The organism is Acidobacteriota bacterium (genome assembly GCA_016712445.1).
Lineage (GTDB): Bacteria > Pseudomonadota > Alphaproteobacteria > Caulobacterales > Hyphomonadaceae > Hyphomonas.
In genome coordinates this window covers 167,142-189,922 of sequence record JADJRB010000001.1, presented here as the reverse complement: position 1 = coordinate 189,922, position 22,781 = coordinate 167,142, and the positions used below count along the sequence as shown (strand labels likewise).

The 22,781-nt window shown below is 66.5% G+C and carries 25 protein-coding genes and 1 tRNA gene; 13 read left to right on the top strand and 13 right to left on the bottom strand.

The window, feature by feature from the left end:
* Positions 1-13: 13 nt before the first annotated feature.
* Positions 14-1,504 carry an amidase gene (locus IPK75_00940; protein MBK8196903.1) on the bottom strand — a complete coding sequence of 497 codons (1,491 nt, stop codon included), beginning with the start codon at positions 1,502-1,504 and terminating at the stop codon, positions 14-16.
* A gap of 20 nt (positions 1,505-1,524) precedes the next feature.
* Between IPK75_00940 and IPK75_00935 the strand changes: the two genes are divergently transcribed.
* A complete protein-coding gene (locus IPK75_00935) occupies positions 1,525-2,130 on the top strand; it encodes a hypothetical protein (protein MBK8196902.1) in 606 nt (201 codons plus the stop codon).
* Between the two features lie 9 nt (positions 2,131-2,139).
* On the opposite strand, the gene IPK75_00930 is transcribed toward IPK75_00935, so the two are convergent.
* Positions 2,140-2,709, bottom strand: a complete 570-nt coding sequence (locus tag IPK75_00930) for a superoxide dismutase family protein (protein MBK8196901.1) — start codon at positions 2,707-2,709, stop codon at positions 2,140-2,142.
* Positions 2,710-2,757: 48 nt separating this feature from the next.
* Here IPK75_00930 and IPK75_00925 point away from each other — a divergent pair, with 48 nt between their 5' ends.
* On the top strand, positions 2,758-3,507 hold the full coding sequence (locus IPK75_00925) for a TlyA family RNA methyltransferase (GenBank protein ID MBK8196900.1): 750 nt from the start codon (positions 2,758-2,760) through the stop codon (positions 3,505-3,507).
* On the opposite strand, the gene IPK75_00920 is transcribed toward IPK75_00925, so the two are convergent.
* Positions 3,501-4,223 (bottom strand): hypothetical protein, encoded by a 723-nt coding sequence (locus IPK75_00920; protein ID MBK8196899.1) that lies wholly within the window; start codon positions 4,221-4,223, stop codon positions 3,501-3,503. The genes IPK75_00925 and IPK75_00920 overlap by 7 nt on opposite strands.
* Before the next feature lie 121 nt (positions 4,224-4,344).
* Between IPK75_00920 and IPK75_00915 the strand changes: the two genes are divergently transcribed.
* Complete coding sequence (locus tag IPK75_00915; protein ID MBK8196898.1) at positions 4,345-5,415, top strand: class I SAM-dependent methyltransferase; 1,071 nt, start codon at positions 4,345-4,347, stop codon at positions 5,413-5,415.
* Positions 5,416-5,587: 172 nt separating this feature from the next.
* Complete coding sequence (locus IPK75_00910; GenBank protein MBK8196897.1) at positions 5,588-6,085, top strand: porin family protein; 498 nt, start codon at positions 5,588-5,590, stop codon at positions 6,083-6,085.
* 57 nt (positions 6,086-6,142) lie between these two features.
* Here IPK75_00910 and aroC read toward each other — a convergent pair whose 3' ends face one another.
* A complete protein-coding gene (aroC, locus tag IPK75_00905) occupies positions 6,143-7,234 on the bottom strand; it encodes a chorismate synthase (GenBank protein MBK8196896.1) in 1,092 nt (363 codons plus the stop codon).
* A gap of 81 nt (positions 7,235-7,315) precedes the next feature.
* Here aroC and pdxH point away from each other — a divergent pair, with 81 nt between their 5' ends.
* Positions 7,316-7,972 (top strand): pyridoxamine 5'-phosphate oxidase, encoded by a 657-nt coding sequence (pdxH, locus tag IPK75_00900; protein MBK8196895.1) that lies wholly within the window; start codon positions 7,316-7,318, stop codon positions 7,970-7,972.
* Here pdxH and IPK75_00895 read toward each other — a convergent pair.
* From IPK75_00895 to IPK75_00885, 3 genes are all read right to left on the bottom strand, one after another.
* Complete coding sequence (locus IPK75_00895; protein MBK8196894.1) at positions 7,950-8,375, bottom strand: DUF1330 domain-containing protein; 426 nt, start codon at positions 8,373-8,375, stop codon at positions 7,950-7,952. The genes pdxH and IPK75_00895 overlap by 23 nt on opposite strands.
* Positions 8,375-8,824: a hypothetical protein gene (locus IPK75_00890; protein ID MBK8196893.1), complete on the bottom strand. Its 450-nt coding sequence runs from the start codon at positions 8,822-8,824 to the stop codon at positions 8,375-8,377. The genes IPK75_00895 and IPK75_00890 overlap by 1 nt, the downstream gene beginning before the upstream one ends.
* A 208-nt stretch (positions 8,825-9,032) precedes the next feature.
* Positions 9,033-9,977, bottom strand: coding sequence for a glycerophosphodiester phosphodiesterase family protein (locus IPK75_00885; protein ID MBK8196892.1), 945 nt, complete (start codon positions 9,975-9,977; stop codon positions 9,033-9,035).
* Between the two features lie 132 nt (positions 9,978-10,109).
* On the opposite strand from IPK75_00885, the gene IPK75_00880 reads away from it, so the two are divergent.
* From IPK75_00880 to IPK75_00865, 4 genes are all read left to right on the top strand, one after another.
* Complete coding sequence (locus IPK75_00880) at positions 10,110-11,735, top strand: long-chain-fatty-acid--CoA ligase (protein MBK8196891.1); 1,626 nt, start codon at positions 10,110-10,112, stop codon at positions 11,733-11,735.
* Positions 11,736-11,748: 13 nt separating this feature from the next.
* Positions 11,749-12,633 (top strand): DUF1499 domain-containing protein, encoded by an 885-nt coding sequence (locus IPK75_00875; protein MBK8196890.1) that lies wholly within the window; start codon positions 11,749-11,751, stop codon positions 12,631-12,633.
* Positions 12,634-12,844: 211 nt separating this feature from the next.
* The gene (locus tag IPK75_00870) at positions 12,845-13,240 is read left to right on the top strand and encodes a hypothetical protein (protein MBK8196889.1); all 396 of its coding nucleotides are present in this window, start codon (positions 12,845-12,847) and stop codon (positions 13,238-13,240) included.
* A 184-nt stretch (positions 13,241-13,424) separates the two neighbouring features.
* Complete coding sequence (locus IPK75_00865) at positions 13,425-13,592, top strand: hypothetical protein (protein ID MBK8196888.1); 168 nt, start codon at positions 13,425-13,427, stop codon at positions 13,590-13,592.
* A 64-nt stretch (positions 13,593-13,656) separates the two neighbouring features.
* Here IPK75_00865 and IPK75_00860 read toward each other — a convergent pair whose 3' ends face one another.
* The 5 genes from IPK75_00860 to IPK75_00840 form a co-directional block, all read right to left on the bottom strand.
* Entirely contained in the window at positions 13,657-14,616 is a 960-nt protein-coding gene (locus tag IPK75_00860; protein ID MBK8196887.1) for a lysophospholipid acyltransferase family protein, read from the bottom strand.
* On the bottom strand, positions 14,613-15,611 hold the full coding sequence (gene lpxK / locus IPK75_00855; protein MBK8196886.1) for a tetraacyldisaccharide 4'-kinase: 999 nt from the start codon (positions 15,609-15,611) through the stop codon (positions 14,613-14,615). Before lpxK ends, IPK75_00860 begins: the two co-directional genes overlap by 4 nt.
* A complete protein-coding gene (locus IPK75_00850) occupies positions 15,608-16,870 on the bottom strand; it encodes a 3-deoxy-D-manno-octulosonic acid transferase (GenBank protein ID MBK8196885.1) in 1,263 nt (420 codons plus the stop codon). Before IPK75_00850 ends, lpxK begins: the two co-directional genes overlap by 4 nt.
* Positions 16,871-16,882: 12 nt before the next feature.
* On the bottom strand, positions 16,883-17,623 hold the full coding sequence (locus tag IPK75_00845; protein ID MBK8196884.1) for a lysophospholipid acyltransferase family protein: 741 nt from the start codon (positions 17,621-17,623) through the stop codon (positions 16,883-16,885).
* A gap of 65 nt (positions 17,624-17,688) precedes the next feature.
* Positions 17,689-17,763: transfer RNA gene (locus tag IPK75_00840), tRNA-Val, on the bottom strand.
* A 495-nt stretch (positions 17,764-18,258) separates the two neighbouring features.
* Here IPK75_00840 and IPK75_00835 point away from each other — a divergent pair.
* A complete protein-coding gene (locus tag IPK75_00835; protein MBK8196883.1) occupies positions 18,259-18,501 on the top strand; it encodes a hypothetical protein in 243 nt (80 codons plus the stop codon).
* On the opposite strand, the gene IPK75_00830 is transcribed toward IPK75_00835, so the two are convergent.
* Positions 18,471-19,190, bottom strand: coding sequence for an HAD-IA family hydrolase (locus IPK75_00830; protein MBK8196882.1), 720 nt, complete (start codon positions 19,188-19,190; stop codon positions 18,471-18,473). The genes IPK75_00835 and IPK75_00830 overlap by 31 nt on opposite strands.
* A 75-nt stretch (positions 19,191-19,265) precedes the next feature.
* Between IPK75_00830 and glmU the strand changes: the two genes are divergently transcribed.
* The 3 genes from glmU to gor are packed head-to-tail and all read left to right on the top strand — an operon-like array spanning position 19,266 to position 22,779.
* A complete protein-coding gene (glmU, locus tag IPK75_00825; GenBank protein MBK8196881.1) occupies positions 19,266-20,639 on the top strand; it encodes a bifunctional UDP-N-acetylglucosamine diphosphorylase/glucosamine-1-phosphate N-acetyltransferase GlmU in 1,374 nt (457 codons plus the stop codon).
* Between the two features lie 5 nt (positions 20,640-20,644).
* Positions 20,645-21,346, top strand: coding sequence for a ribose-5-phosphate isomerase RpiA (gene rpiA, locus IPK75_00820; protein ID MBK8196880.1), 702 nt, complete (start codon positions 20,645-20,647; stop codon positions 21,344-21,346).
* A gap of 47 nt (positions 21,347-21,393) precedes the next feature.
* A complete protein-coding gene (gor, locus tag IPK75_00815; GenBank protein ID MBK8196879.1) occupies positions 21,394-22,779 on the top strand; it encodes a glutathione-disulfide reductase in 1,386 nt (461 codons plus the stop codon).
* Positions 22,780-22,781: the final 2 nt, after the last annotated feature.

Here is a 22,781-nt window from a genome sequence, read left to right as displayed (position 1 = left end):
GCCTTCCGGGGCGTCAGGCAGCCGAAACCGGCGGCTTCCGGCTCGCCCAGGGTCGCGCCGCTTCCAGCTCAAGCGCCAGCTCGAACAGCAGGCCGTCGTCGCCCTTGCGGCCGGAGAACATCGCCCCGATGGGCAAACCGCCCGGCGACCAGGCCAGCGGCACACTCATCGACGCCGCCCCGGCCACGTTCATCGGGGACGTATAGGCGACAAACCTCAGCACGTTCGCCATCACGGTATCGAAATCCCCGTCCGGCGCCTGCTCGCCAATCGGAACGGCGGGGCTGCCGGTCACCGGCGTCAGGATGATGTCCAGCGAACTGAAGAAGGTCTCGTACTGGGCTTCGAAGGCCTTCAGGTAGGCAATCGTATCCGGAACTTCGCCCATGCGCTGCGCCGCCATGCCGGCAAGTCCCAGCGTCCACGGCTCCACGATGTCGGGACCCACCGGCTTGCCGGCGAATGCCGACACTTGCTGCGCAAACTGCGCAGCGCCAGAGGCCCAATACAGAATGAAGGCATCGGTGAACTTCGGCCCGTCCATCGGCAGGGTGTAGTCCACCACCGTATGGCCGAGGTCGCGGCACAGCTGCGCCACGCCTTCCAATCCCTTGCGTGTGTCGGCGTCCAGCGGCGTTCCCCCAATGGGCTCAGGCGCAAACCCGATCCGCAACCGCCGCTGCAACGGCTGGATCTCGCCGAGCGGCGGGTAGGTGCCGTCATTCGCTTCGGCCATCCGGAACAGCGCGATCGAATCCCGCACGCTGATCGTCACGGCATGGTTCACGGAGATTTGCAGCGGCGGCGCTTCGCCCGGTTCGCTGTAGGGCAGCCGGTCGCGCGACGGCTTCAGGCCGAACACGCCGCAGGTCGAGGCCGGAATGCGGATCGAGCCGCCGCCATCGCTGGCGTGCGCGAACGGCACGACGCGGGCCGCCACCAAGGCTGCCGCCCCGCCGGACGATCCGCCCGGAATCCGTGTCAGGTCCCAGGGATTGTGCGTCGGCCCGTTCGACAACGGCTCGGTCGACGAAATCAGGCCCGCTTCGGGCGTGGCGGACTTCCCGAGCGAGACGAGACCTGCGCCGCGCCACTTGCTGGCAAACGGGTTGTCGCTGGTCGCCACCCGGCCCGCGAGCCCCCGGCTTCCCGCGAGCGTGGGTGCACCCTTCCAGTCGATCAGGTCCTTGATGAAGGTCGGAACGCCCGCGAATGCGCCGGACAGTAGTCCAGCCGCGTCCGACCGCGCGGACTCGAACGTCTCCGTAACAATCCCGTTGACCTGCGGCTCGACCGCCTTGGCCCGGTTTATAGCGGCTTCAACCTGTTCCAGCGCGGTCGTTTCGCCGGCGGCAATCCCCGCCGCCATCGCGACCCCGTCGGCATAATCGGGCACCACGCGCGCCGGCGCGGGCGTCTCTTCCTTCGGCGCGCGCGAACAGGCGGCAACGGCAATCGTTGCGGCGCTGCCGGCCAGCATGGCGCGGCGGGACAGTCTTGGCATGTGATCCTCCCCGGATTCTCTTGCCGGCCACCGTGCCGCCGGGCGCGCCGCCGCGCAAGACAGCTCGCAACTCCATTGCCGCCGTCGCGGCGCGGGGCCATACCTTGCGCGTCGGCGCCGCCGCGCCGGCTGGGGGACGAATTGCCATGCAGCACCCGATGGACGAATTGAACGCCATCGCCCGGCGCCATCAGGAAGATCAGGAGGCGGCCCGGCAGGCGGCGTCAGGCGGACCTCGCGGACCGGCCGTACTCAAGGCGCCCATCGTTTCGGCCTGGCTGATTGTCGGCGGCCTCATGGGTTTCGGGCTCGGCTACCTGGCCTTAGAAGCCATCCCGCCCGCCGCAGTCTGCGCCGTGCTCACGGCGGTCGCTGCCCGGCTGTTCCAAGGCATGATGCGCGGCTTCGGCGCCGGCGCCGTCAACCGCAGCCTCGGCGGACTGCCGCAATGGCTTATCGTCGGCGGGCTCATCGGCGGCCTTGGAGCGGCTGGGTTCATGGTCTGGCTCGACGGTCTCAACGCCGATGTCGTCACACCCGCACTCGCGGGCGCGCCGGCCGGGGCCATCCTTGGCGTCCTGCTGCGCGGCGTCCTGCTCCTGTTCGGTGCGGGACGCCGACGCTGACCGACAGCGTCAGTTCATCGCGCCGCACGCCACGCGCGCACCCGCGCCGCCAATCGGCTGCGTCGTGTGGTCGTCGGGCGAGGCATGGATGATCAGCGCAAGGCCGTCATCGTCGAGCGCCGGTGCGAGTTCAAACAGGCTGGAATAGGCTTCGTATTTCGCTGACCCGTCAGCGCCCGCCCAGATGTTCGGGAGGTCGCCCTCCTCGGGCCCGGCCGGGTTGAGCAGGCCGTGCCCGCCTTCCATCATGCCTTCATGGCCGCCCGAAAGCTTGTACGTGCCGGTATCGGAGCAATCGCCGACCGCATGCAGGTGGATGCCATGCCAGCCTTCGGTCAGCCCGCCCGCCTCGATCTCGACGCGGATCAGCACGCCTTTCGTGCCCTGGACCGCGCTCAGCGTGCCGATCGGGCTGCCATCCATGCCGAGAACGCTCGTGCTCGCACTGGCTGGCGCAGGCACCGGCGTCATCATGTGCGCGGCGTGATCTGCCGCCGACATGTCGTGCCCTGCACCTTGGGCACTTGCGCAGGCCCCCAGCGTGAGGGCAGAGGCAGCGAGGGCGAGGCGAACGAACATGGCGAGTCTCCTGTCGAATTGGCTGAAAGTATAAGGCAATCTACGCGCATGTCAGACAGAAGTTCACCAGAAACCGGCCGCGCCGATAAAATGCTTGTCGCGCTCGGCCATTTCGGCAGCCGAGCCGCCGCGCAGGCCGCAATCGCCGCCGGCCACGTCACCGCAAATGGAAAGCGCGTCGCCAAGCCGTCCGAAACGCTCTCCTCCGATGCCGTCATCGAAGCCGAGGCGGCGCACCCTTACGTCTCGCGCGGCGGCCTCAAACTGGCGCGCGCGCTGGACGTCTTCGGCATCGATCCGGCAGGTCTCACCTGTCTCGATCTCGGCGCGTCGACCGGCGGCTTCACAGACGTGCTGCTGCGCGCCGGCGCGGCGCATGTCACCTGTGTCGATGTCGGCCACGGCCAGTTGCATGAGAAGATTGCAGGCGATGCGCGCGTCACTTCGCATGAACGTCTGAACGCCCGCGATCTCACGCCCGGGAGGCTCGCCGCGCCGCCGCAGCTGATCGTCTGTGACCTGAGCTTTGTCTCGCTCGCCAAGGTGCTCGACGTGCCCCTGTCACTCGCCGCGCCGGGCGCCGTGCTCATCGCCCTCTTCAAGCCCCAGTTCGAAGTCGGCCCGGCGAATGTCGGCAAGGGCGGCCTCGTCACGGATGACGCCGCGACTGAAACCGCGCTCGCAGCTTTCCTCGTCTGGCTCAATGAAAAAGGCTGGGTTCCCGAAGGTCCCCAGCCCAGTCCCGTCCCCGGCGGCGATGGCAACCGGGAATGGCTAGTCTGCGCGCGGGCTCAGTAGCCGTAGGGCGCGTCAGTAAACCCGTCCTGCACCTGCCAGGTGCGCGTGCGCTCGTCCCAGCAGGCAGTCACCGGATCGCGTTCGACCTGTCCGTCGGGCAGGCGCGTCTCGCGCTGGATCACGCGGCAGTCACGTGCAGGCTCCTGATAGCGCGGCTCGTCACGATAGTCCGGGTACGAAGGATAGGACGGCTGGGAAGGATAGGCGGCCGGATAGCTGCCCGGCCGGCCCATCGTCTCCGGCCCGCCATAGAGACCGTCGGTGGTGCGCGGGATCGAGCCGCTGGGCGAGGAGGAATAGCCATAGGGCGCATACGCCACCTGGCAATCCGGGCCCGTATCCTTGGCAACCGAGTTGCCGATGGCGCCGCCCGCAAACGCGCCGATCAGCGCGCCGGCGATCACTTCGCCGTCATTGTCGTCGTGCCCGCGATGTCCGCCATAATAGCCGCGCCCGTATCCGCGATGGCCGTAGCCGCGTCCCCGGTGACCGTGGTCATCGTCGGCAATCTCGTTGCCGATCGCACCCCCGATCAGGGCGCCGGCCAGCGCGCCGACAATCGTGCCGGCCGCCGAGTCGCTCGATTTCTGCCGCTCGCACTGCACATTGCGCACACCCGGATCGCTGTAGGGATAGCCATACTGCGCATGGGCCTGCATCGGCAGGGCCAGTGCCATCAGGCCGAGGCTGCCAGCGGCAACGGTCATCTTCATCATCACCCGTCTCCTTCGGCGTCACAAGGCAAGGTGCGCCAGTTTCGGATGCCAACCTGCCTGCGCCAACCTGAACGGAGCCTGAAGGCTGGACGGGGGCCCCGGCGGCCCGCATATTCCCGGTATGAGACTGATCGACCGCGCTGCGAAAACCGCTGGCCGGGCGCGTTATGCGGCCGGGCAAGGCCTGCGTTCGGCCTGGTATGCCGCCCAGATGCAGGCCGCCCGGCGCCAGTCCGGCGGCTTCACCCGCCCCGGCGAGCCTGAATTCCGCCCCTCAAGCGGCCCGCCGCAGATGGCCGAACTGCGCAAGGCCTATGTCCGCCTGTTCCTGCAGGACCGCGCGAATGTCGAAGCCGGCCTCTATCCCGCCCCGGATGATCTCGACTTTGCGGCTGTCCCGCGCGCCCTGAAATCCGCCCGCGCCTTCCTGCGGGACGCGGCCGAGGTCAACCGGCGCCGCCTCGCGCGCGACGGCACCGAGATCCGCCAGCAGGTGGGCGAAGGATCGAACCGTTATCCCGCCTACTATCTGCAGAATTTCCACTACCAGTCGGGCGGCTGGTTCACCGACGACAGCGCCGAACTCTACGACACCCAGGTCGAAGCCCTGTTCTCGGGCACGGCAGACGCCATGCGCCGCGCCGCGTTGGCCGAGATCAGCCGCGAGCTGAAAGGCCGCGACCAGCGCACCGTGTCGCTGCTCGACGTCGCCTGCGGCAATGGCCGCTTCCTCGAAAAAGTGCTTGGCGTCTGGCCGAAACTGAAAGTCACCGGTCTCGATCTTTCGCCGACCTATACCGAGGCGGCCCGTGTCCGCTTGGCGCCCTGGCGCCAGGCCAGCATCATCCATGATGCCGCCGAATCGATGCCGCTGGACGCGGGCTCTCAGGACCTCGCCGTCTCGATCTTCCTGTTCCATGAGCTTCCGCCGAAGGTGCGCCCACAAGTCCTTGCCGAGATATTCCGTGTACTGAAGCCGGGCGGCACCTTCATCCTCGCCGACAGTGTCCAGTTTGGTGACTATCCCGCACTCGACGGCCTGCTCGAATATTTTCCGCATGGATTTCACGAGCCGTATTACAAGGGGTATCTCGGCTGGGACCTGCAACAAGCTGTTGAATCCTGCGGATTTGTAAAGGCTCGCCAGTCCCTCGCATTCCTTACGAAAGTTTCAGTCTGGCGCCGTCCGTAGGGGAACAATCCGGCGCCGCCGCTGCCAGATTACGCGAATTTCATTTTCTGTGCTTTGTCCGTCACAGGGGCCGGCTGAAACGATTTCCTTGCTGCCACACGCTCTGGTTTACGCCGCCGGCATTGCTATTTCTGCGGCGCGCTGTTTGCGCAGAGTACGGAGAAAAAAGAAAATGAAACTTGCACTCGCTTCCCTCCTCGCCATCGTCGCTGCCCCGATCGCCGTTGCCCAAGGCAACGTCGAACTGAGCGGCGCCTATTCGAACATCGATGGTGACGGCGCTGATGTCGGCGCCCTCACGGCCCGTGGCACCTACTTCTTCAACCGCTATATCGGCGCTGAAGGTGAAGTGTCGATCGGCATCGACGAAGCCGATGTCGGCGGCGGCACGGTCGAACTCGACAACTCGCTCGGCGCCTTCGGCGTCCTGCGCGCTCCGGTTTCCGATCGCGTCGAACTCTTCGGCCGCCTCGGCTATGCCACGTCGGAATTCAATGCCAGCGTTCCCGGTCTCGGCAGCGGTTCGGCAGATGTTGACGGCGTCGCCTATGGCGTCGGCGGCAAATTCTTCCTGACCGACAAATTCGGCATTCGTGCCGATGCCTCGCGTTACGAAGGTGACGATTCCGAAGCCGACGTCTTCTCGATCGGCGGCGTCTTCCGCTTCTGATAATCCGTTTACGGATTTGACTGGAAAGCCCCTGTGCAGAACGCACGGGGGCTTTTTCTATCGCCCCGTTTGCCCCCGGTGGCGCAGTTTCGCATCCGCCAGGACGCACGCCAGCATCGCTTCGGCCACCGGCACCGCGCGGATGCCCACGCAAGGGTCATGGCGCCCGATGGTGCGCACGTCTACTTCCTCGCCGTCCCGCGTCACTGATTTCACCGGCGTCAGGATCGACGAGGTCGGCTTGATCGCAATCCGCACCACCACGTCCTGTCCCGTCGAAATGCCGCCCGCGACCCCGCCATTGTTGTTGGCAAGGAAAGTCGGGCCGTCGTTGCCGGCGCGCATCTCGTCGGCGTTCTCTTCGCCGCTCATTGCGGCCGCCGCAAAGCCCGCGCCGATCTCTACGCCCTTGGCGGCGTTGATGCTCATCATCGCCCCGGCAAGTTCGGCGTCCAGCTTGCCATACACCGGCGCGCCCCATCCGGCCGGCACGCCCGAGGCATGCACCTCGACAATCGCACCCGCCGAGCTGCCCGCCTTGCGCGTCTCGTCCAGGAACTCTTCCCAGCGCCCCGCCATGTTCGCATCCGGGCACCAGAAGGGGTTGTTCTGCGTCTCGTCCCAGTTCCAGGCCTCGGGGTCGATCATGTGCGGCCCGATCTGCACCACCGCGCCCCGGATCACGATCCCGTCGCCCAGCACCCGCCGCGCCACCGCGCCCGCCGCCACCCGCGCTGCCGTCTCCCGCGCCGAGCTGCGCCCGCCGCCGCGATAGTCGCGCACGCCGTATTTTGCGTCATAGGCATAATCCGCATGGCCCGGCCGGTAGCGGTCGCGGATCTCGCGGTAATCCTTGCTGCGCTGGTCGGTGTTCTCGATCATCAGGCTGATCGGCGTGCCAGTCGTCACGGGCCCACCCGTGCGGTCGTCTTCGAATACGCCCGACAATATCTTCACCAGATCGGCTTCCTGCCGCTGCGTCACGAAACGCGAGGTGCCCGGCCGGCGCTTGTCGAGGAATTGCTGGATGAACGCCTCGTCCAGAGCCAGTCCCGCCGGGCACCCGTCTACCACACAGCCCAGTGCCGGCCCGTGGCTTTCGCCCCAGGTCGTGACACGAAACAGATGGCCAAATGTGTTATGCGACATGTGACAGCCTGCGCCCTCGCGGTTATGCCCCGCCTCCTATATGAAATCGCCAGCCTTACAAACCGCCAAATAGGCCGCCCGATGTCTTCTCCCGTGATCCCGCCGACCCCCAGCGCCGCCGACTATGCCAACAGCGGCGACCGCGCCTTGATCCCGGAAACCAGCGATCCCATCGCCCTGTTCCAGCAATGGATGGCCGATGCGCGCGCCTCGGAGCCGAACGATTCCAATGCCATGTCACTCGCCACGGTCGACGCCGGCGGCAACCCCGATGTCCGCATCGTCCTCCTGAAGGGGGTCGATGCGGCGGGCTTCACCTTCTTCACCAACCTTGAAAGCGCCAAGGGTGTGCAGCTGGCCGCGCACCCTTACGCCGCCCTCGGCCTCCACTGGAAAAGCCTGCGCCGCCAGGTCCGCATCCGGGGCAGTGTCGCGCGCGTCTCCGACGCCGAGGCCGATACCTACTTCGCCTCGCGCGCCGCGCAAAGCCGGATCAGCGCCATCGCCTCCGACCAGTCGCGCCCGATGGCGGACCGCTCGGTGTTCGAACAGCGCATCGCCGAAGTCTCCACCATCTACGGCGACGGGCCGGATATTCCGCGTCCGGAGTTCTGGGGCGGCTTCCGGCTCACGCCGACGGAGATCGAGTTCTGGCAGGACCAGGCCTTCCGCATGCACGACCGCCTGAAGCTCTACCGCAAGGGCGACGGCTGGGTCAGCGTGCGCCTCTACCCCTGACCGTCAGCGGCAGCAGGCGCGTGTCCTCTGCCGCCGCGGTCCGGTGTCCGATGCCGGCGAGATAGGCCGCGTTCTGCTCGAAGGCGAGGAAGGTTTCCATGTCCTTCTGCCGCACCAGCATCGCTATGTCCCAGCGTTCATCGACCGGCCCGACGAGCCAGTCACCGCCATCTGCGATGAGGTCCAGCCCGCCGCCACTCGCTTCGAGGAAGGGCAGGGTATGCGCTACATAGAGGTCATACGCCTGCCGCCCACTGATGGGTGCCGGCGGCGCGAGATGCGGGTCGGCCGAGTAATCGGCAACCGTCCGCAGGCGGATCAGGTTGAGCATCAGGATCGGCCCGCCGCGTCCGCTCATCACGAACCGGCGGCCCGCCTCCTGCGTCGGATAGAGAAACGCCATCAGACGAGCCCTGCGCTGACCCGCGCAACGCCCATGTGAGGCTCGCCGTCACTTGTCCGGAACGTCGAGATGCCATCGGCTGACACCGTGATGCGCACCTGCGTGCGAAAGTTCGAAAAGCTTTCGAACTCCACCACATCGACGGGTTCATCGAACCGGATCGTCAGGTCGTAAGCCGCCCCGCCGCCAATCTCGCGCACAGCGAGGAGGCGGCCCTTGAACGGCTGCTTCAGGTAGGCGCCGGCGACGTGGTCGCCGACCTGGAAGGGCACGTCCGGCTCATTCGAGAGGCGCGCCGACGCGGTGTTCCAGTCGCGGTAGCCAAGCTCGGCCGCAACGCGCTCCAGCGCCTGGGCATGGGAAATCGGCGTGCCGGCACTTGCCAGTTCAGCGCGCAGGTCTCGCGCGCGGGCTTTCGCCTGCTCGCGCGTGAAAATCTGGGAAGTCATCTCAACAGTCCTTCAGTCCGGGCAGTCACGTTGCAGCGGGGCTCGCCTTGCCGCGGAACTGCCGGTGAAGACATGTTTCCGTGAAATGTCGCGGCATCCCTGCCGGGGGAACTTCACCGTCAGGCCGAAGCCTGTGCGAGCGGCGGGCGTCCCAGGCCCGCGCGTCTCCTACTCCGCATGCGGACGGGCGTCAATCGCCGGGCCCCAACTATTGGGGCTTCGCGCAAGCCTCCCAGCCCGCATCGTCCGCTTCCAGCCACTCGGCCACCCGGTAGGGCTCGTCCGTCGCGATCAGCACCACGCCGTCATCCACCAGCCGCTGGTACTCGCTGCCGTCGCCGTCTTCCCAGTAGAGGTCGTCCAGCCGCTCGCCCGCGCGGCCCAGCGTCCCGAAGGCCGGCTCCACGCCGATCTCCCGCAGCCGCTCGAACGCCGGCACATCCGGCTGGGCCACGCCCGTCCAGCCGACCACGCGTTCGGGGTCCACGCCGAGCGCCTCCAGCTTCCCCATGTCGCGGTCGCCGCGCGCCGAAGCCGTCATCATCAGCGTACGGTCGATGCCGGCAATCGTGCCGGCTTCCTCGTCCGTATACGAGATCATCAGCACATTGTTCTCCGCGCCCGCCGCCTTCACGGCCTCGGCGATCTCCCGGAAGCCGGTCGTCTTCTTGCGGTCAAGTTCGAGGATCGCGCCGGTCTGCTTGGCCCAGAGCAGGGCGTCGGTCAGCTTCGGCGGATGGAAGTCCGTCCGCTCCCCCTCCGTATCCTTCAGCGCGACCCGGGCCACATCCTCCCAGTCGGTGTCGGATACATAGCCATTGCCCTGCGAGGTGCGGCCGAACCGGTCGTCATGGTGCAGGAACAGCACGCCGTCGCGGCTCGTCGCGACGTCGATCTCGAACACCCGGATGCCCTTGTCGAAGCCGTACTGCAGCGTCTCCACCGCATTCTCCGGATAGCCCGGCGCCCCGCCGCCCCGGTGCGCCGCCACCAGCACGCCGCCGGTCTCCCGCAGGCAGTCGAACAGCGCGGGCAGGGGTGCCAGCACCACGTCCACCGGCTCGGCCACCGGCGTTTCCGGCTCAGGCGCCGCCACCGGCGCCTCGCCCACCTGGGCCGCCTCGGTGCACGCCGCCAGGGCCAGGGCCGTCATTCCTGCTACCAGAAGCCGCTTCATGGGCCTTGTCCTTTCCTTGCGTCAGCGCATTTGCCCGCATAGACAGGGCATCGAAAAATCACAAGCGCCGCCGCCCCGCGAGCCGCGCCCACCCGGAGGGAAGACCAAATGAAAGGCATCATGCAGGACTGGCCGCTGACCGTGGACAAGATCCTCGAGCACGCGCGCCTGCAGCACGGCAACCGCGAGATCGTCACCCGCCGCGTCGAGGGCCACATCACCCGGCTCACCTATGCCGGCCTCTACGACATGGCCAAGCAGGTCTCCACCGCCCTGAAGGATGAAGGCATCGGCCTCGGCGACCGCGTCGCCACGCTTGGCTGGAACTCCGAGCGCCACATGGCCACCTGGTACGGCGCGATGGGCATCGGCGCGGTCCTGCACACGATCAACCCGCGCCTCCACCCGGAGCAGATCGCCTGGATCGCCAACCACGCCGAAGACAAGGTTCTCGTCTTCGACAAGACCTTCCTGCCCATCGTCGAGCAGATCAAGGACCAGCTCACCACGGTGAAGCACTTCATCATCTATGCCGGTCCCGACACGATGCCGGACAACAAGCTCGGCGCCACCGCCTTCGACATGTGGATCGACGGGCGCTCGACCAATGTCCGCTGGGGCGACTTCCCGGAAGATACCGCCTGCGGCCTCTGCTACACCTCCGGCACCACCGGCAACCCCAAGGGCGTGCTTTATTCCCACCGCTCCAACGTGCTCCACACGCTGGTGACGATGGGCAAGGACGCGATGGGCATGGGCGCCGCCGATTCGGTCCTGCCGGTCGTGCCGATGTTCCATGCCAATGCCTGGGGCCTCGCCATGTCGTGCCCGGCCACCGGCGCCAACATGGTGATGCCCGGCGCCCAGATGGACGGCGCCTCGATCTACGAACTCCTCGACACCGAGAAGGTCTCGATCACGGCCGCCGTGCCCACGGTCTGGCTGATGCTGCTGACCCACCTGCAAGCCAACAACCTCAAACTGCCCCACCTGAAGAAGGTCATCATTGGCGGCTCGGCCATTCCCGAGAAGATCTTGCGCGCCTTCGAGCAGGACTATGAAGTCGACGTCGTCCACGCCTGGGGCATGACCGAAACCTCGCCGCTCGGCACGCTCGGCGCGCTGCCGCCGCACTTGATCGATGCCGACATCGACACCCGCATGCAGCAGAAGCTGAAACAGGGCCGCCCGCCCTTCGGCGTCGAGCTCACCCTCGTCGACGATGACGGCAACCCGGTGCCGCGCGACGGCAAGACCTCCGGCCGCCTCCTCGTGCGCGGCGCCGCGATCGCCGGCGGCTACTTCAAGGGCGCGGGCGGCAACGTCCTCAACGCCGAAAACTATTTCGACACCGGAGACGTCGCCACCATCGACGAATACGGCACCATGACCATCACCGACCGCGCCAAGGACGTCATCAAGTCCGGCGGCGAGTGGATTTCCTCGATCGACATCGAGAACATCGCAGTCGGCCACCCGAAGGTCGCCAACGCCGCTGCCATCGGGATCTACCATCCGAAATGGGATGAGCGTCCGCTGCTGATCATCCAGCCGGCGCCGGGCGAAAAGCCCACCAAGGAGGAAATCCTGAAATCGCTGGAAGGCAAGATCGCCAAATGGTGGACGCCGGACGACGTACAGTTCGTCGAGCTCATCCCGCTCGGCGCCACCGGCAAGATCAACAAGCTGGCGCTGCGAGAAACCTTCAAGGACTACAAGCTTCCGACCGCCTGAAAGGACCCAGGTCATGACTGAAGTTTCCGGAACGCCAGCCGCCACCGCCGGTTGGCGCGGCAAGCTGGCAGGCTTCGCGCTTGCCTTCGCCATCTTCTCGATCCTCTGGTTCGCCGCCGCCGCAGTCGGCACCAAGCTCGGCCTGTGGACCTGGCAATTCGGCCTCGGCAAGATGACCATCGGCTGGGGCCCGATGCTGCTGATGGCCGCGCTCGGCCTCTCGGTCATCGCGCTCATCGTCTCGCTGATCGCCGCACCCCGCAAGAAAGCCTTCATGCTGGCCTTCGGCGCGCTGCTCATCTCGGGGCTGGCCTTCGGCCGGGTCGCTGCCTTCGGTATCAACGCCGCCCAGCTGCCGCCACTGCACGACATCCAGACTGACTGGGACAATCCGGTCCAGCCGAGCGACGCCCTCGTCACCCAGCGCGAAGCCACCGGCGCCCTGAACCCGATCGAGGATGATCCGGTCATCGACGCCGCCGCCGACGGGCGCTGGCCCGGCATGGGCGGCAAGCGTGTCGCCGAGGTGCAGGAAGCCGCCGAGTTCGACACCGCCACCCACGAGAACCCGAAGGAAACCCCGTATCCCCACATCGCCCCGCTGGATACGGCGGCTGCCCCGGACGTCGCCTATGCCCGCGCTCTGGAAGCGGTGAAGGCGCGCGGCTGGACCGTGGTGCTCGCCGAGCCGCAGGAGGGCCGCATCGAGGCCACCGAGGAGAGCTACTGGTTCGGCTTCAAGGACGACATCATGATCCGTGTCCGGAGTGAGGGCGAGGGCAGCCGGATCGATGTGCGCTCCACCAGCCGCGTCGGCCTCTCCGACCTCGGCGCCAACGCCCGCCGCGTCCGCGATCTCCTCGACGAGATCGAAGCGCGCATCGCCAAAGGCGTCTGACACCGGATTTTCGTTGCACAAGTTCGCCCTTGTGCAACGAAATCGGAGCGGGCCGCAAACTTTCCCCGTGTCATCCCGGCGAAAGCCGGGACCCGGAAATCCAAGCCGTTCAAGGTCTTCTGGGGCCCGGCTTTCGCCGGAATGACAGAGCCCTGAACTTTTTTGCGCTTTCCCAATCCGGCCGGGTCCGCAGCCAGTCTATACTGCGCAGATGTCGGCTTTCCTCAGCATACGGAACTACGTGCACTTTCGGCGTCTCTTCGACGCCGTGCACCCGTTCTTCTGGCCGATCCTCTATTGGCAGCTGAAAGCCGCCTGGCTCGCCCTGCAGCGCGAGAAGCGCACCGGCTTCCTGCTCGGCGTCAGCTGGTGGGGCGGCGTGCGCATCGTCCACCGCGGCGACAAGATCGAAACCCCGAAACACGATCCCCTCGCACCGCTCAAGCCGCGCTACGACGACCCCATCTGGTCCACCGGCCTCCCGGCCTGTCTCTGTGCCGAAGGAACCTGCAACGCACCCCTCTCCCGCAAAGCGGGGGAGGTGGCGCGCGCGCAGCGCGTGACGGTTGGGGTCTTGATCTCAGACCACAACGCCCGCCCACCTTAGGTCGGCGTTAACCCCCGTTCTGCAACTCCACCCTCAAGCACCGGCCAGCGACCCGCTGCGTCCGGACGCCCGTGTTGCCGCGTCCGAAAAATCTGCATCGCCCTGCATCCATCCCGTCCCTCACCTGCATCTTACAGGCAAAGACCCCGACACCCGGGTCGCCAAGCTCCCAAGGACCAACGCCATGAACACGCTTCCCGCTTCCCGCACCGAAACGCCGGCCTCCTCGCCGGTGCTCGACCGCATCTTCACTGTCGCTGCGCCCCGCGCGGCCGGCAACGACACCAACTATGCCCGCACCGCGCTGATCGTTCGCCGCCGCGAACGCCAGAACCGCCTCAACGCGCGCTGATCCGTTTCGCTCTCTCGCGAAATACTCCGGGGAGCAGCTTCAGGGAGCTGCTCCTCTTTTTTCTTCAGACGCCCGCGGCCTTCCAGGCTTCCTTCGGCCAGCGGCGATGCTGCCAGAACCATTGCCCCGGATGGGCTCGCACCTGCGCCTCGATGAAGGCGCTGATCCGTTCCACCGAGCGGCGGATGTCGGCTTCGGAATTTCCCGTGTCGTCCGGCACGAAGGGCGCGTGGAACTCGACCCGGAAACGGCCCGGTCCCGTCCGCACGGTCGAGACCGGCACGATCGGCACCTTGTACTTCAGCGCCATGCGCGTCGGCCCGGGCGCCGTCATCGCTTCATGGCCAAAGAAGGCGACCGGAATGCCTTCGTTGAATTTCTGGTCGTTCATCAGCGCAACCGGCGAACCTTTCGACAGCGCCCGCATCAGTTCGCGCGTGCCGATGCCCTTCGGCGCGTTCACCTGCGTGCCATAGGCCGCCCGGAGATCCGCGATACGCTTGTCGATGTGCGGATTGTTCAGCGCCCGGTAAGTCATCACGGCCTGCGGGATCCGCTTGGTGATCGCCGCCGGCATGATTTCCCAGTTGGCAAAGTGGCCGGAAATGAACACAGCGCCCTTGCCGCTGTCGCGGATCTGGTCGAGCAGTTCGGCATTGACGATCTCGACGCGTCCGCTCGTGTACGGATCAATCGAGGGCAGGTGGGGCATTTCCCCCGCCGTCCGGCCGGCACTTTCCCAGGCGGCGAGGGCGGTCTCCTCGACCTGCGCTTCGGTCCAGTCCGGGAAGGCGAGACGGAGGTTGCGGCGCATCGTCTTGTGCTGCGACAGCATCGGCCCGATCTTCTTCATCAGCCAGCCGCCGAAGTCGGACGCCTTGTCAGGCCCGAGCATCTTCATCGGGCCCCAATAGATGAGGTCCCAGGCAATCGTCTCCAGCCGCCACTGGACCCGCTGCCAGAAACTGGCGCGGTTATCGATGTCCTTCGGGCGGACATATTCGGCTTGGGTCGGCTCGGTCATGGGCGTGAGGTGAGGTTGAAGATCGGCCCGATCAAGGCGTCAAGCGCTTCCGGCGTCTCGAAAACGGCCCGCACCGGACGCACCAGCGTTTCCGCGCGGAATTCGGGGGGAAGGCGCACATGATCTTTCGAAGTCGTAATCAGCCGCGCCCCGTTATCGGCCGCCAGCTGGCGCAGGTAAGCGAGGTCGCCCGGCGAATAGGGATGGTGGTCGGCGAAGGGAACCGCATCGCGCAGGTCGGCGCCGTCCGCCTTCAGGCTATCGAAGAACTTCTCGGGACGCCCGATGCCGGCAAAGGCAACCAGCGGTCCGGCGGGCATCGGGTCGGTCGCTTCGATGTGGGCGCGCAGCACAGGCTTGCCGCTGGCGATCACTTCCGGCGGCACGGGGCCGGCGCCCATGAGGATCACGGCATCGGCCCGCGAAAGGCCTTGCGCAACCGGTTCGCGCAAGGGGCCCTTTGGAAGGACATGGCGATTGCCGAACGGCGCTTCGGCGTCGATGACGACAAAGGTGAAGTCCTTCGCCAGCGACGGATTCTGGTGGCCGTCATCCATGAGGATCGCCTGTACGCCGGCGGCGGCCATCGCCCTTGCGGCGTCTGGGCGATCGCGGCCGATCCAGGCCTCGCCGCTCGCTGCGAGCAGGAGCGGTTCGTCGCCGGTGTCCCGGAAGGAATGGAAGCCGGGGTCGACTTTCAGCGGACCGGCCTCGCTGCCACCATGGCCGCGCGACAAGGTTGCGGCGCGCAGGCCGAGGGCATTTATCCGGGCACGGAGGGCTTCGGCGACCGGTGTCTTGCCGGCGCCGCCGGTTGTCAGGTTGCCGATGCAGATGACCGGAACCGTCGCCTTGAACGGCGCGGCCGATGCCAGCTTCCGGTTCAGGCCCCAGAGGTAGAGCCAGCTGAGCGGCGTCAGGAGTGCGCGGGTAAGCGGGGCGGCTTCGCGCGATTTCGGGTCGAGACCCGCCGACCAGAAGGCAGGCGGTTTCACCGGCCGCTTCCCGACGTGTCGAGGAGCGGGCGCGGGATCAGCGGCAGCAGCGCTTCAAGCGTCGCATTCATCGGCGCATCCGCCTCGGCTTCCAGCGCGGCGACGGCCGCTTCGTTGACGACCGGCGGGCCTGCGAGGCCGTCGGCAAGGTCGCCCGCATCGATCACGGTACGGACGAGTCCGCGCGCTTCGAGGTCGGCAAACATGGAGGCAAAATTGAAGACAGACGGGCCCGACAGCACCGGCCGGCGCAGCCGCACAGGCTCAAGCGGATTGTGCCCGCCGACGTCCGGCGTATGGCCGCCGCCAAGATATACGGCGGTGGCAAGGCGCAGCCAGACGCCCATTTCGCCCATCGTATCGGCGAGGAGAACGCGGTCGCGGGGCGAAGAGGCTTCGCCTTTCGAACGGGTGGCGAAGGGCAGGCGCCGCGCCTTCAGAAGTTCGGCGATCTCGGGGCCGCGCTCGGGATGGCGCGGCACGATGATCAGCGCGGCATCGGTGAAGCGCTCCGTGGCGTCGAGGAACAGTTCCTCTTCGCCGGGATGGGTCGAGGCGGCGACAAAGCATCGCCGGCCGTTGACGAAGGTGGATGCAATGCGCGCGAGATCGGCGGGATTGGCCTCCGGCGGAGACTGCGCGGATTTCAGGTTGCCGGGCGATCGCACGGCGCGGCCAAGCAGGCGCTCGAGCCGGGCGCCGGTGTCGGTGTCCGCAGCGAGGATCACGTCGAAGCCGCCGATCAGTGTACGGAACAGACCCTTAAAACGTGCCCAGCCCTCAGCCGAGGCGTCGGTCATGCGGGCGTTGACGAGGGCGCGGCGCGCGCCGGCCTTGCCGGCTTCGAGGATCAGGTTCGGCCAGATCTCGCCTTCGGCGAAAATGCACAGGTCCGGCTTCCAGTGCTGGACGAAGCGCCGCGCCGCCATCGGCGTGTCGACCGGCGCCATCACATGAAACGCGCTTTCCGGGATTTCCTTGCCCATCAGGCGCGCCGAGGTCAGCGTCTGGCTGGAGAAGACCAGCATCACGCCCGGCCGGGCCGCGATCAGGCGGCGGCCAAGTTCCAGCAGCACGCGACTTTCGCCGACGCTGGCGCCGTGCAGCCAGACCAGCGGGCCGGGGCGGCGCGGCGGCAGGCGCCGGGCAAGGCGTTCATTGAGGCGAAGAACGTCTTCCTTGCCGTTGCTGGCCCGCACTTTCAGCGCAAATCCTACCAACGGCGCGGCGAGGCGCGTCAGCAGTCTGTAAGTGAACAACGCAGGCGTCATTCAGGTGCCGGCTCCCGCAGGATCACGCCCGGCAGGATAGCCTGCCAGTTCTTCGGCCCGGCGCGTAGCCGTATCCATGCCGGTTTGCAACGCCTCGCGCAGCGCTTCGGCATCAGCCGCCCGGTCGCAGTCGATGGGGGCGCCGAACACGATTGCGCCGCGCGCGAAGGGAAGCGGCAGCACGAAGCGGTCCCAGGAGTCGAACCGGTGGGCGGGCCGCGAAATCACCGCGTAGGGCAGCACCGCCGCGCCGGCCCGCTGGGCGAGGGTGACGGCGCCGGCCGAGGCGATGCGGCGCGGGCCGCGGGGCCCGTCGGGCGTCATGCAGATCAGCCCGCCCTCCTTCAGCCGCTTCGACGCCTCGGCGAGGGCGCGCAGGCCGCCCTTGTCCTTGGCCGCCTTCTTCTTGTTGGACGCCGAACCGCGCACCACGTCGATGTCGAGATGGCGCACAGCGTCGGACACGGCAGCGCCATCGGGCGAAAGCGAGACCATCATCGCGGCGCGGGCCCGGCGCTCCGGCCATGCGCGGATCGACTGCACCCAGCCCGACGGGATAAGCAGGATGTTCTCGTGCCAGCAGGCCACGACCAGCCCGGTTTCGCGGGTGGCCAGCGACGTCCGCGCCGCGTCGGCGCCTTCGATCTTCCAGCGCGTCGTGCGGGCAACCATCACCATCCATCCCCAGATGATGTAGCCGAGCACGGTAACAACGAGGGGCGAGCGGAGCAGCGATTTCATCGGAGGGCTTATACTGCGCTTCGGCCCGGACGCTACAGGGAGTGGGAGCTGGACGCGGCGAAGGATGGTGGGCGATGCAGGGTTCGAACCTGCGACCCCTGCCGTGTGAAGGCAGTGCTCTACCACTGAGCTAATCGCCCGCCGCGAGCGGGTGGGTTAGTCGGCAAGCAGGAACAGGTCAAGCGGGGATGTAAGCGGAGCAAAAAACCATCGATTCGGCGCATGTTGACCCCGGTATCAGTGCCTGGCGCGCTTCGGAGCATGTAATAGCTAGGTGCTTGAGATATGCATTTGTGCATGCAAGCGGGGCAGTGTCCCGGGATTTCGTGACAGGCCGTGTCGTGTTTGTGACAAGGCACCCCGCGAGCGGAAATGACCTAGCGTCCGCTGGGTTCGGGACTTTTGCGCGGTGAAGGCAAAATGAGGCATGAAAATGAACAACCGTTCAGAATGAACAACTGTTCATCTTGCAAACTAAACAAAGCGTCACCCTAATAAGGTCTTGAGAAAACCTGCAAACGTTGTCATCTACGCGACATACAAGACGGGTCAATCAAGGTCCGCAGTATGAACTGAAGAAGGACAGGCACGGCGGCAAAGCCGCCAGCGTTAATAACAAGCCTGGAGAGAGCAGAGTGAAAGACTGGTGTGACGAAGACGGCGCAAAGCGCCTTCGCGAAAAGATCAATGCGTACTGGAGCGAGCGTGGATATGAGGTCGATGTCGACCTCGTGGAAGCCGGTTTCGTTCCTGCCATGCGGAGCGCCCGCACCGACGTGCGTTCCAACATGGTCAACGGCATGCCCCGCCGTCGCGCGCTGGGTGAAGGCGGCTCGGCCCGCCCGACCTATCGTCCGCGCGGCGAAGCCACGGCCTGATTTTTCAGGTCAGACAAAGCTGAGACAAGCTGGTTGTAGTGGCTGATGGAGACATCAGCGCCTATCGCCTCCACGGTTTCAGCCTCGTAGCCGAACGTTACGAACACGAAGGGCAGTCCGGCATTCCGGGCTGCCCTTTCGTCTGTGCGGCTATCGCCGACAAACAGCGCCCTGGCCGGATCGCCGCTGGCGGCCGTGATCGTCTCGAAGGGATGCGCGGCATCGGGCTTGCGGGCGGTGGCGCGGTCGGCGCCGAAGATCACGTCGAAATAGTCCAGCATGCCGAGCGCGCTGATCAGCGTTTCGCTCAGGTCCTGGCGCTTGTTGGTGCAGACCGCAAGCGTGGCGCCCGCTTCGCGCAGCACGTCCAGCGCATCGAGCGCGCCTTCGAACGGGCGCGAATGGACCGCAATGTGATCGACATAGTAGGCGATGAAGCGCTCGAACGCGGCGTCCATTTCTGTAGCGGACAGGACAGCGCCCTGACTCCAGAGGCCGGTCTCGATCATCGCGCGGGCGCCGTGGCCGATCATCTCGGCGATGGTGGGAAGGTCGACGGGTTGGAGCGACAGGCCGGTGAGGACATGGTTCAGTGCGCCGAGCAGGTCGGGCGCCGTATCGACCAGCGTGCCGTCCAGATCGAACAGGATGGTCCAGCCTTCGAAGCCGGTGGTTTGCGCGTCATCCATGCCGGGTTCGCCCTCGCCAAGTTGCGGGGTTTCGTCTAGGCGAATGGGCTACGGAAAGCGAGAGGGAGCCCGCATTTGACCCAAGCGCCACAACAGCGCGCCGCCGTGATCCTCGCGGCCGGAAAAGGCACACGGATGAAGTCGGCCCTGCCGAAAGTGATGCATGCCGTGGGCGGCCGGCCGATGATGGACTGGTCGGTCGCGCTGGCGCGGGAGACGGGCTGCGGCCGCATCGTGGCGGTCGTGCACCCGGCGCAGGAGGTGCTGATCGCGCACCTCAAGGCGGCGCACCCGGATGTGGCGATTGCCTTCCAGGATCCGCCGCAGGGGACCGGTCATGCGGTGCGCTGCGCCGAGGCGGCGCTGGCCGGCTTCGACGGCGAACTGGCCGTGCTCTACGGCGACAGCCCGCTGGTGCCGGCGGCGGTCATCGACGAGCTGTTTGCCGGTGTGGCGGGCGGAGCGGCGCTGGGCGTGCTGGGCTTCGAGGCGGCCGATCCGGGGCTGTATGGCCGGCTGATCACCAATGCGGCGGGCGACCTTGAGGCGATTGTCGAGGCGCGCGAGGCGACGCCGGAGCAGCTCAGGGTGCGTATCTGCAACTCAGGGGTTATGGCGGGTCGCGCCAAGGATATGTTCCGGCTCTTGCAAAAAATTACAAACGCCAACGCCAAAGGCGAGTATTACCTGACCGACCTGGTGGGGCTCGCGCGGGCCGAGGGGGGGCGCTGCGCCCTGGTGACGGCGACCGAGGACGACCTGATCGGCTGCGATTCGAAGGCGGACCTGGCCGAGGCCGAAGCGATTTTCCAGACGCGCCGCCGGAAGGCGCTGATGGAGGCGGGCGTGACCATGGTGGCGCCGGAGACCGTATTCCTTTCGCACGACACCGAGATCGCCGCCGATGTGATCGTTGAGCCGAACGTGGTGTTCGGGCCCGGCGTGCGGGTGGCGGCAGGGGCGCGGCTGAAGGCGTTCAGCCATCTTGAAGGCGCGGTGGTCGGCGAGGAGTGCGAGATCGGCCCGTTCGCACGGCTGCGGCCGGGCACGGTGCTGGCGGCGGGCGTGAAGATCGGCAACTTCGTCGAGACCAAGAATACGGCGATGGGCGAGGGCGCGAAGGCGAACCACCTGGCCTATCTGGGCGACGGGGCAATCGGGGCGGGCGCCAATATCGGCGCGGGCACGATCTTCTGCAATTATGACGGCTACCTGAAGCATCAGACGACCATCGGCGAGGGCGCCTTCATCGGATCGAACTCGGCGCTGGTGGCGCCGGTCAGCATCGGCGACGGGGCCTATGTCGGCTCCGGCAGCATCATCACCAAGGATGTGCCGGCCGACGCACTGGCCGTGGCGCGGGCGCACCAGATGACGCGCGAAGGCTGGGCGAAATCCTTCCGTACAAAGAAGGCTGCCGAGAAGGCCTCCAAGGGCAAGAAGGGCTGACGCGGATGGCGAGCGACATCGAGAAGCAGAATGCGGCGGCCGCTGCGATGGACTATGTCGAGGACGGCATGACCATCGGCCTCGGCACGGGATCGACGGCGAAATACTTCGTGGAACTGCTGGTGGACGAGATCGCTGATGGCCTGCTCGTGCGCTGCATCGAGACGAGCGTGCAGACGCGCGACCTGGCGCGCAGCCTGGGCGTGCCGTTGATCCCGTTCGAGCAGGTGGACCGGATCCACCTGACTGTTGACGGCGCCGACGAGGCGGGCCCGGGCGGCGTACTGATCAAGGGCGGCGGCGCGGCGCTGCTGCGCGAGAAGATCATCGCCAATGCGTCCGATCACATGGTCGTGATTGCGGATGCCTCGAAGGATGTTCAGGCGATCGGCGCGTTTCCGCTGCCGGTCGAGGTGACGCAGTTCGGCTATACGATTACGGCGAAGAAGGTGCATGACGCGTTGGTGGCGGCCGGCGTCGAGCGGCCGCGCGTCGAGCTGCGCCGGGCGAAGCAGAGCATGGACCTGCTGGTGACGGATGGGGGAAACTATATCCTCGATTGCCATTGCGGCCTGATCCCGGACCCGCCGAAAGCGGCGGCTTTCCTGTCGGGCACGCCGGGGGTGGTGGAGCATGGCCTGTTCATCGGGATTGCCCGCACCGTGATTTTCGGGACCGCCACGGGCGCCCGCATCATTGAATACTGAGGCCCGGCGCCTCACATTTAGGGGCCAGAATTCACAAGGATAATTCCATGACCGAGCGCGCCCATGACTTCGACCTGTTCGTGATCGGAGGCGGCTCCGGCGGCGTGCGTGCGGCGCGGATTGCGGCGCAGGCGGGCGCCAGGGTGGGCGTGGCCGAGGAATACCGGATGGGCGGCACCTGCGTGGTGCGAGGCTGCGTGCCGAAGAAGTTCATGGTGTACACCAGCAAGTACGGCAAGGATATCGAGCATTCTGCCGGGTACGGATGGTCTGTCGGAGACGTGTCTTACGACCACGGCAAGTTCATGATGGGCCTGCACGCGGAAGTCGACCGTCTGTCGGCAATCTATGACCGCAACCTCAAATCGGCGGGCGCCGAGGTGTTCCATGAGCGCGCCGAGTTCGTGGACAAGCACACGCTGCGCCTGACGACGAGCGGCAAGACGGTGACGGCGGCGAAGATCCTGATCGCGGTCGGCGGGCGCCCGTGGCGTCCGTCTGCGGAGGAACTGCCGGGCGTCGAGCATACCATCAGCTCGAACGAGGTGTTCGAGATGGAAGCGCTGCCGAAGCGGATGCTGGTGGCGGGCGGCGGGTATATCGCGGTCGAGTTCGCGCACGTGTTCGCCGGGCTCGGCGTCGAGGTGAGCCTCGTCTATCGCGGTGAGACGGTGCTGCGCGGCTTCGACGAGGACGTGCGTATTGCCGTGCATGAGGGTCTCAAGGAAGCGGGCGTGCGTGTCGTCACCAATACGGTCTTTGAACGGATCGAAAAGAACGATGACGGGCTCTGCGCGCACATGTCGAACGGCCACAGCGTGACGGCGGATGTGATCCTGATGGCGGTTGGGCGCGAGGCGAACACGGCCGGGCTCGGCCTCGACAAGGTGGGCGTGAAGACCGGCAAGCGCGGCGAAGTGATCGTCGACGAGTGGTCGCGCACCAATGTCGAGAATATCTGGGCGGTCGGCGACGTGACGGACCGTGTGAACCTGACGCCGGTGGCGATCCGCGAGGGCCATGCCTTTGCCGACACGGAGTTCGGCGGCAAGCCGTGGAAGATGGACCATGCGGACATTCCGACGGCGGTGTTCTCGCAGCCGGAAGTCGGCACAGTCGGCATCAGCGAGAGCCAGGCGCGCAAGGAACACGGCGAGATCGACATCTACAAGACGAAGTTCCGTCCGATGAAGAACATGCTGAACGGCGACCAGACGCGCACCTTCATGAAGATCATCGTGCGCGCCTCAGACCAGCGCGTGCTGGGCGTGCATGTCGTCGGCGATGACGCCGCCGAGATGATCCAGATGGCCGGCATTGCCGTGAAGATGGGCGCAACAAAACAGGACTTCGACCGCACCTGCGCGCTGCACCCGTCGGCGGCGGAAGAACTCGTCACGATGCGGACGAAATGGGTGCCGGAGGTGGTGTGAGG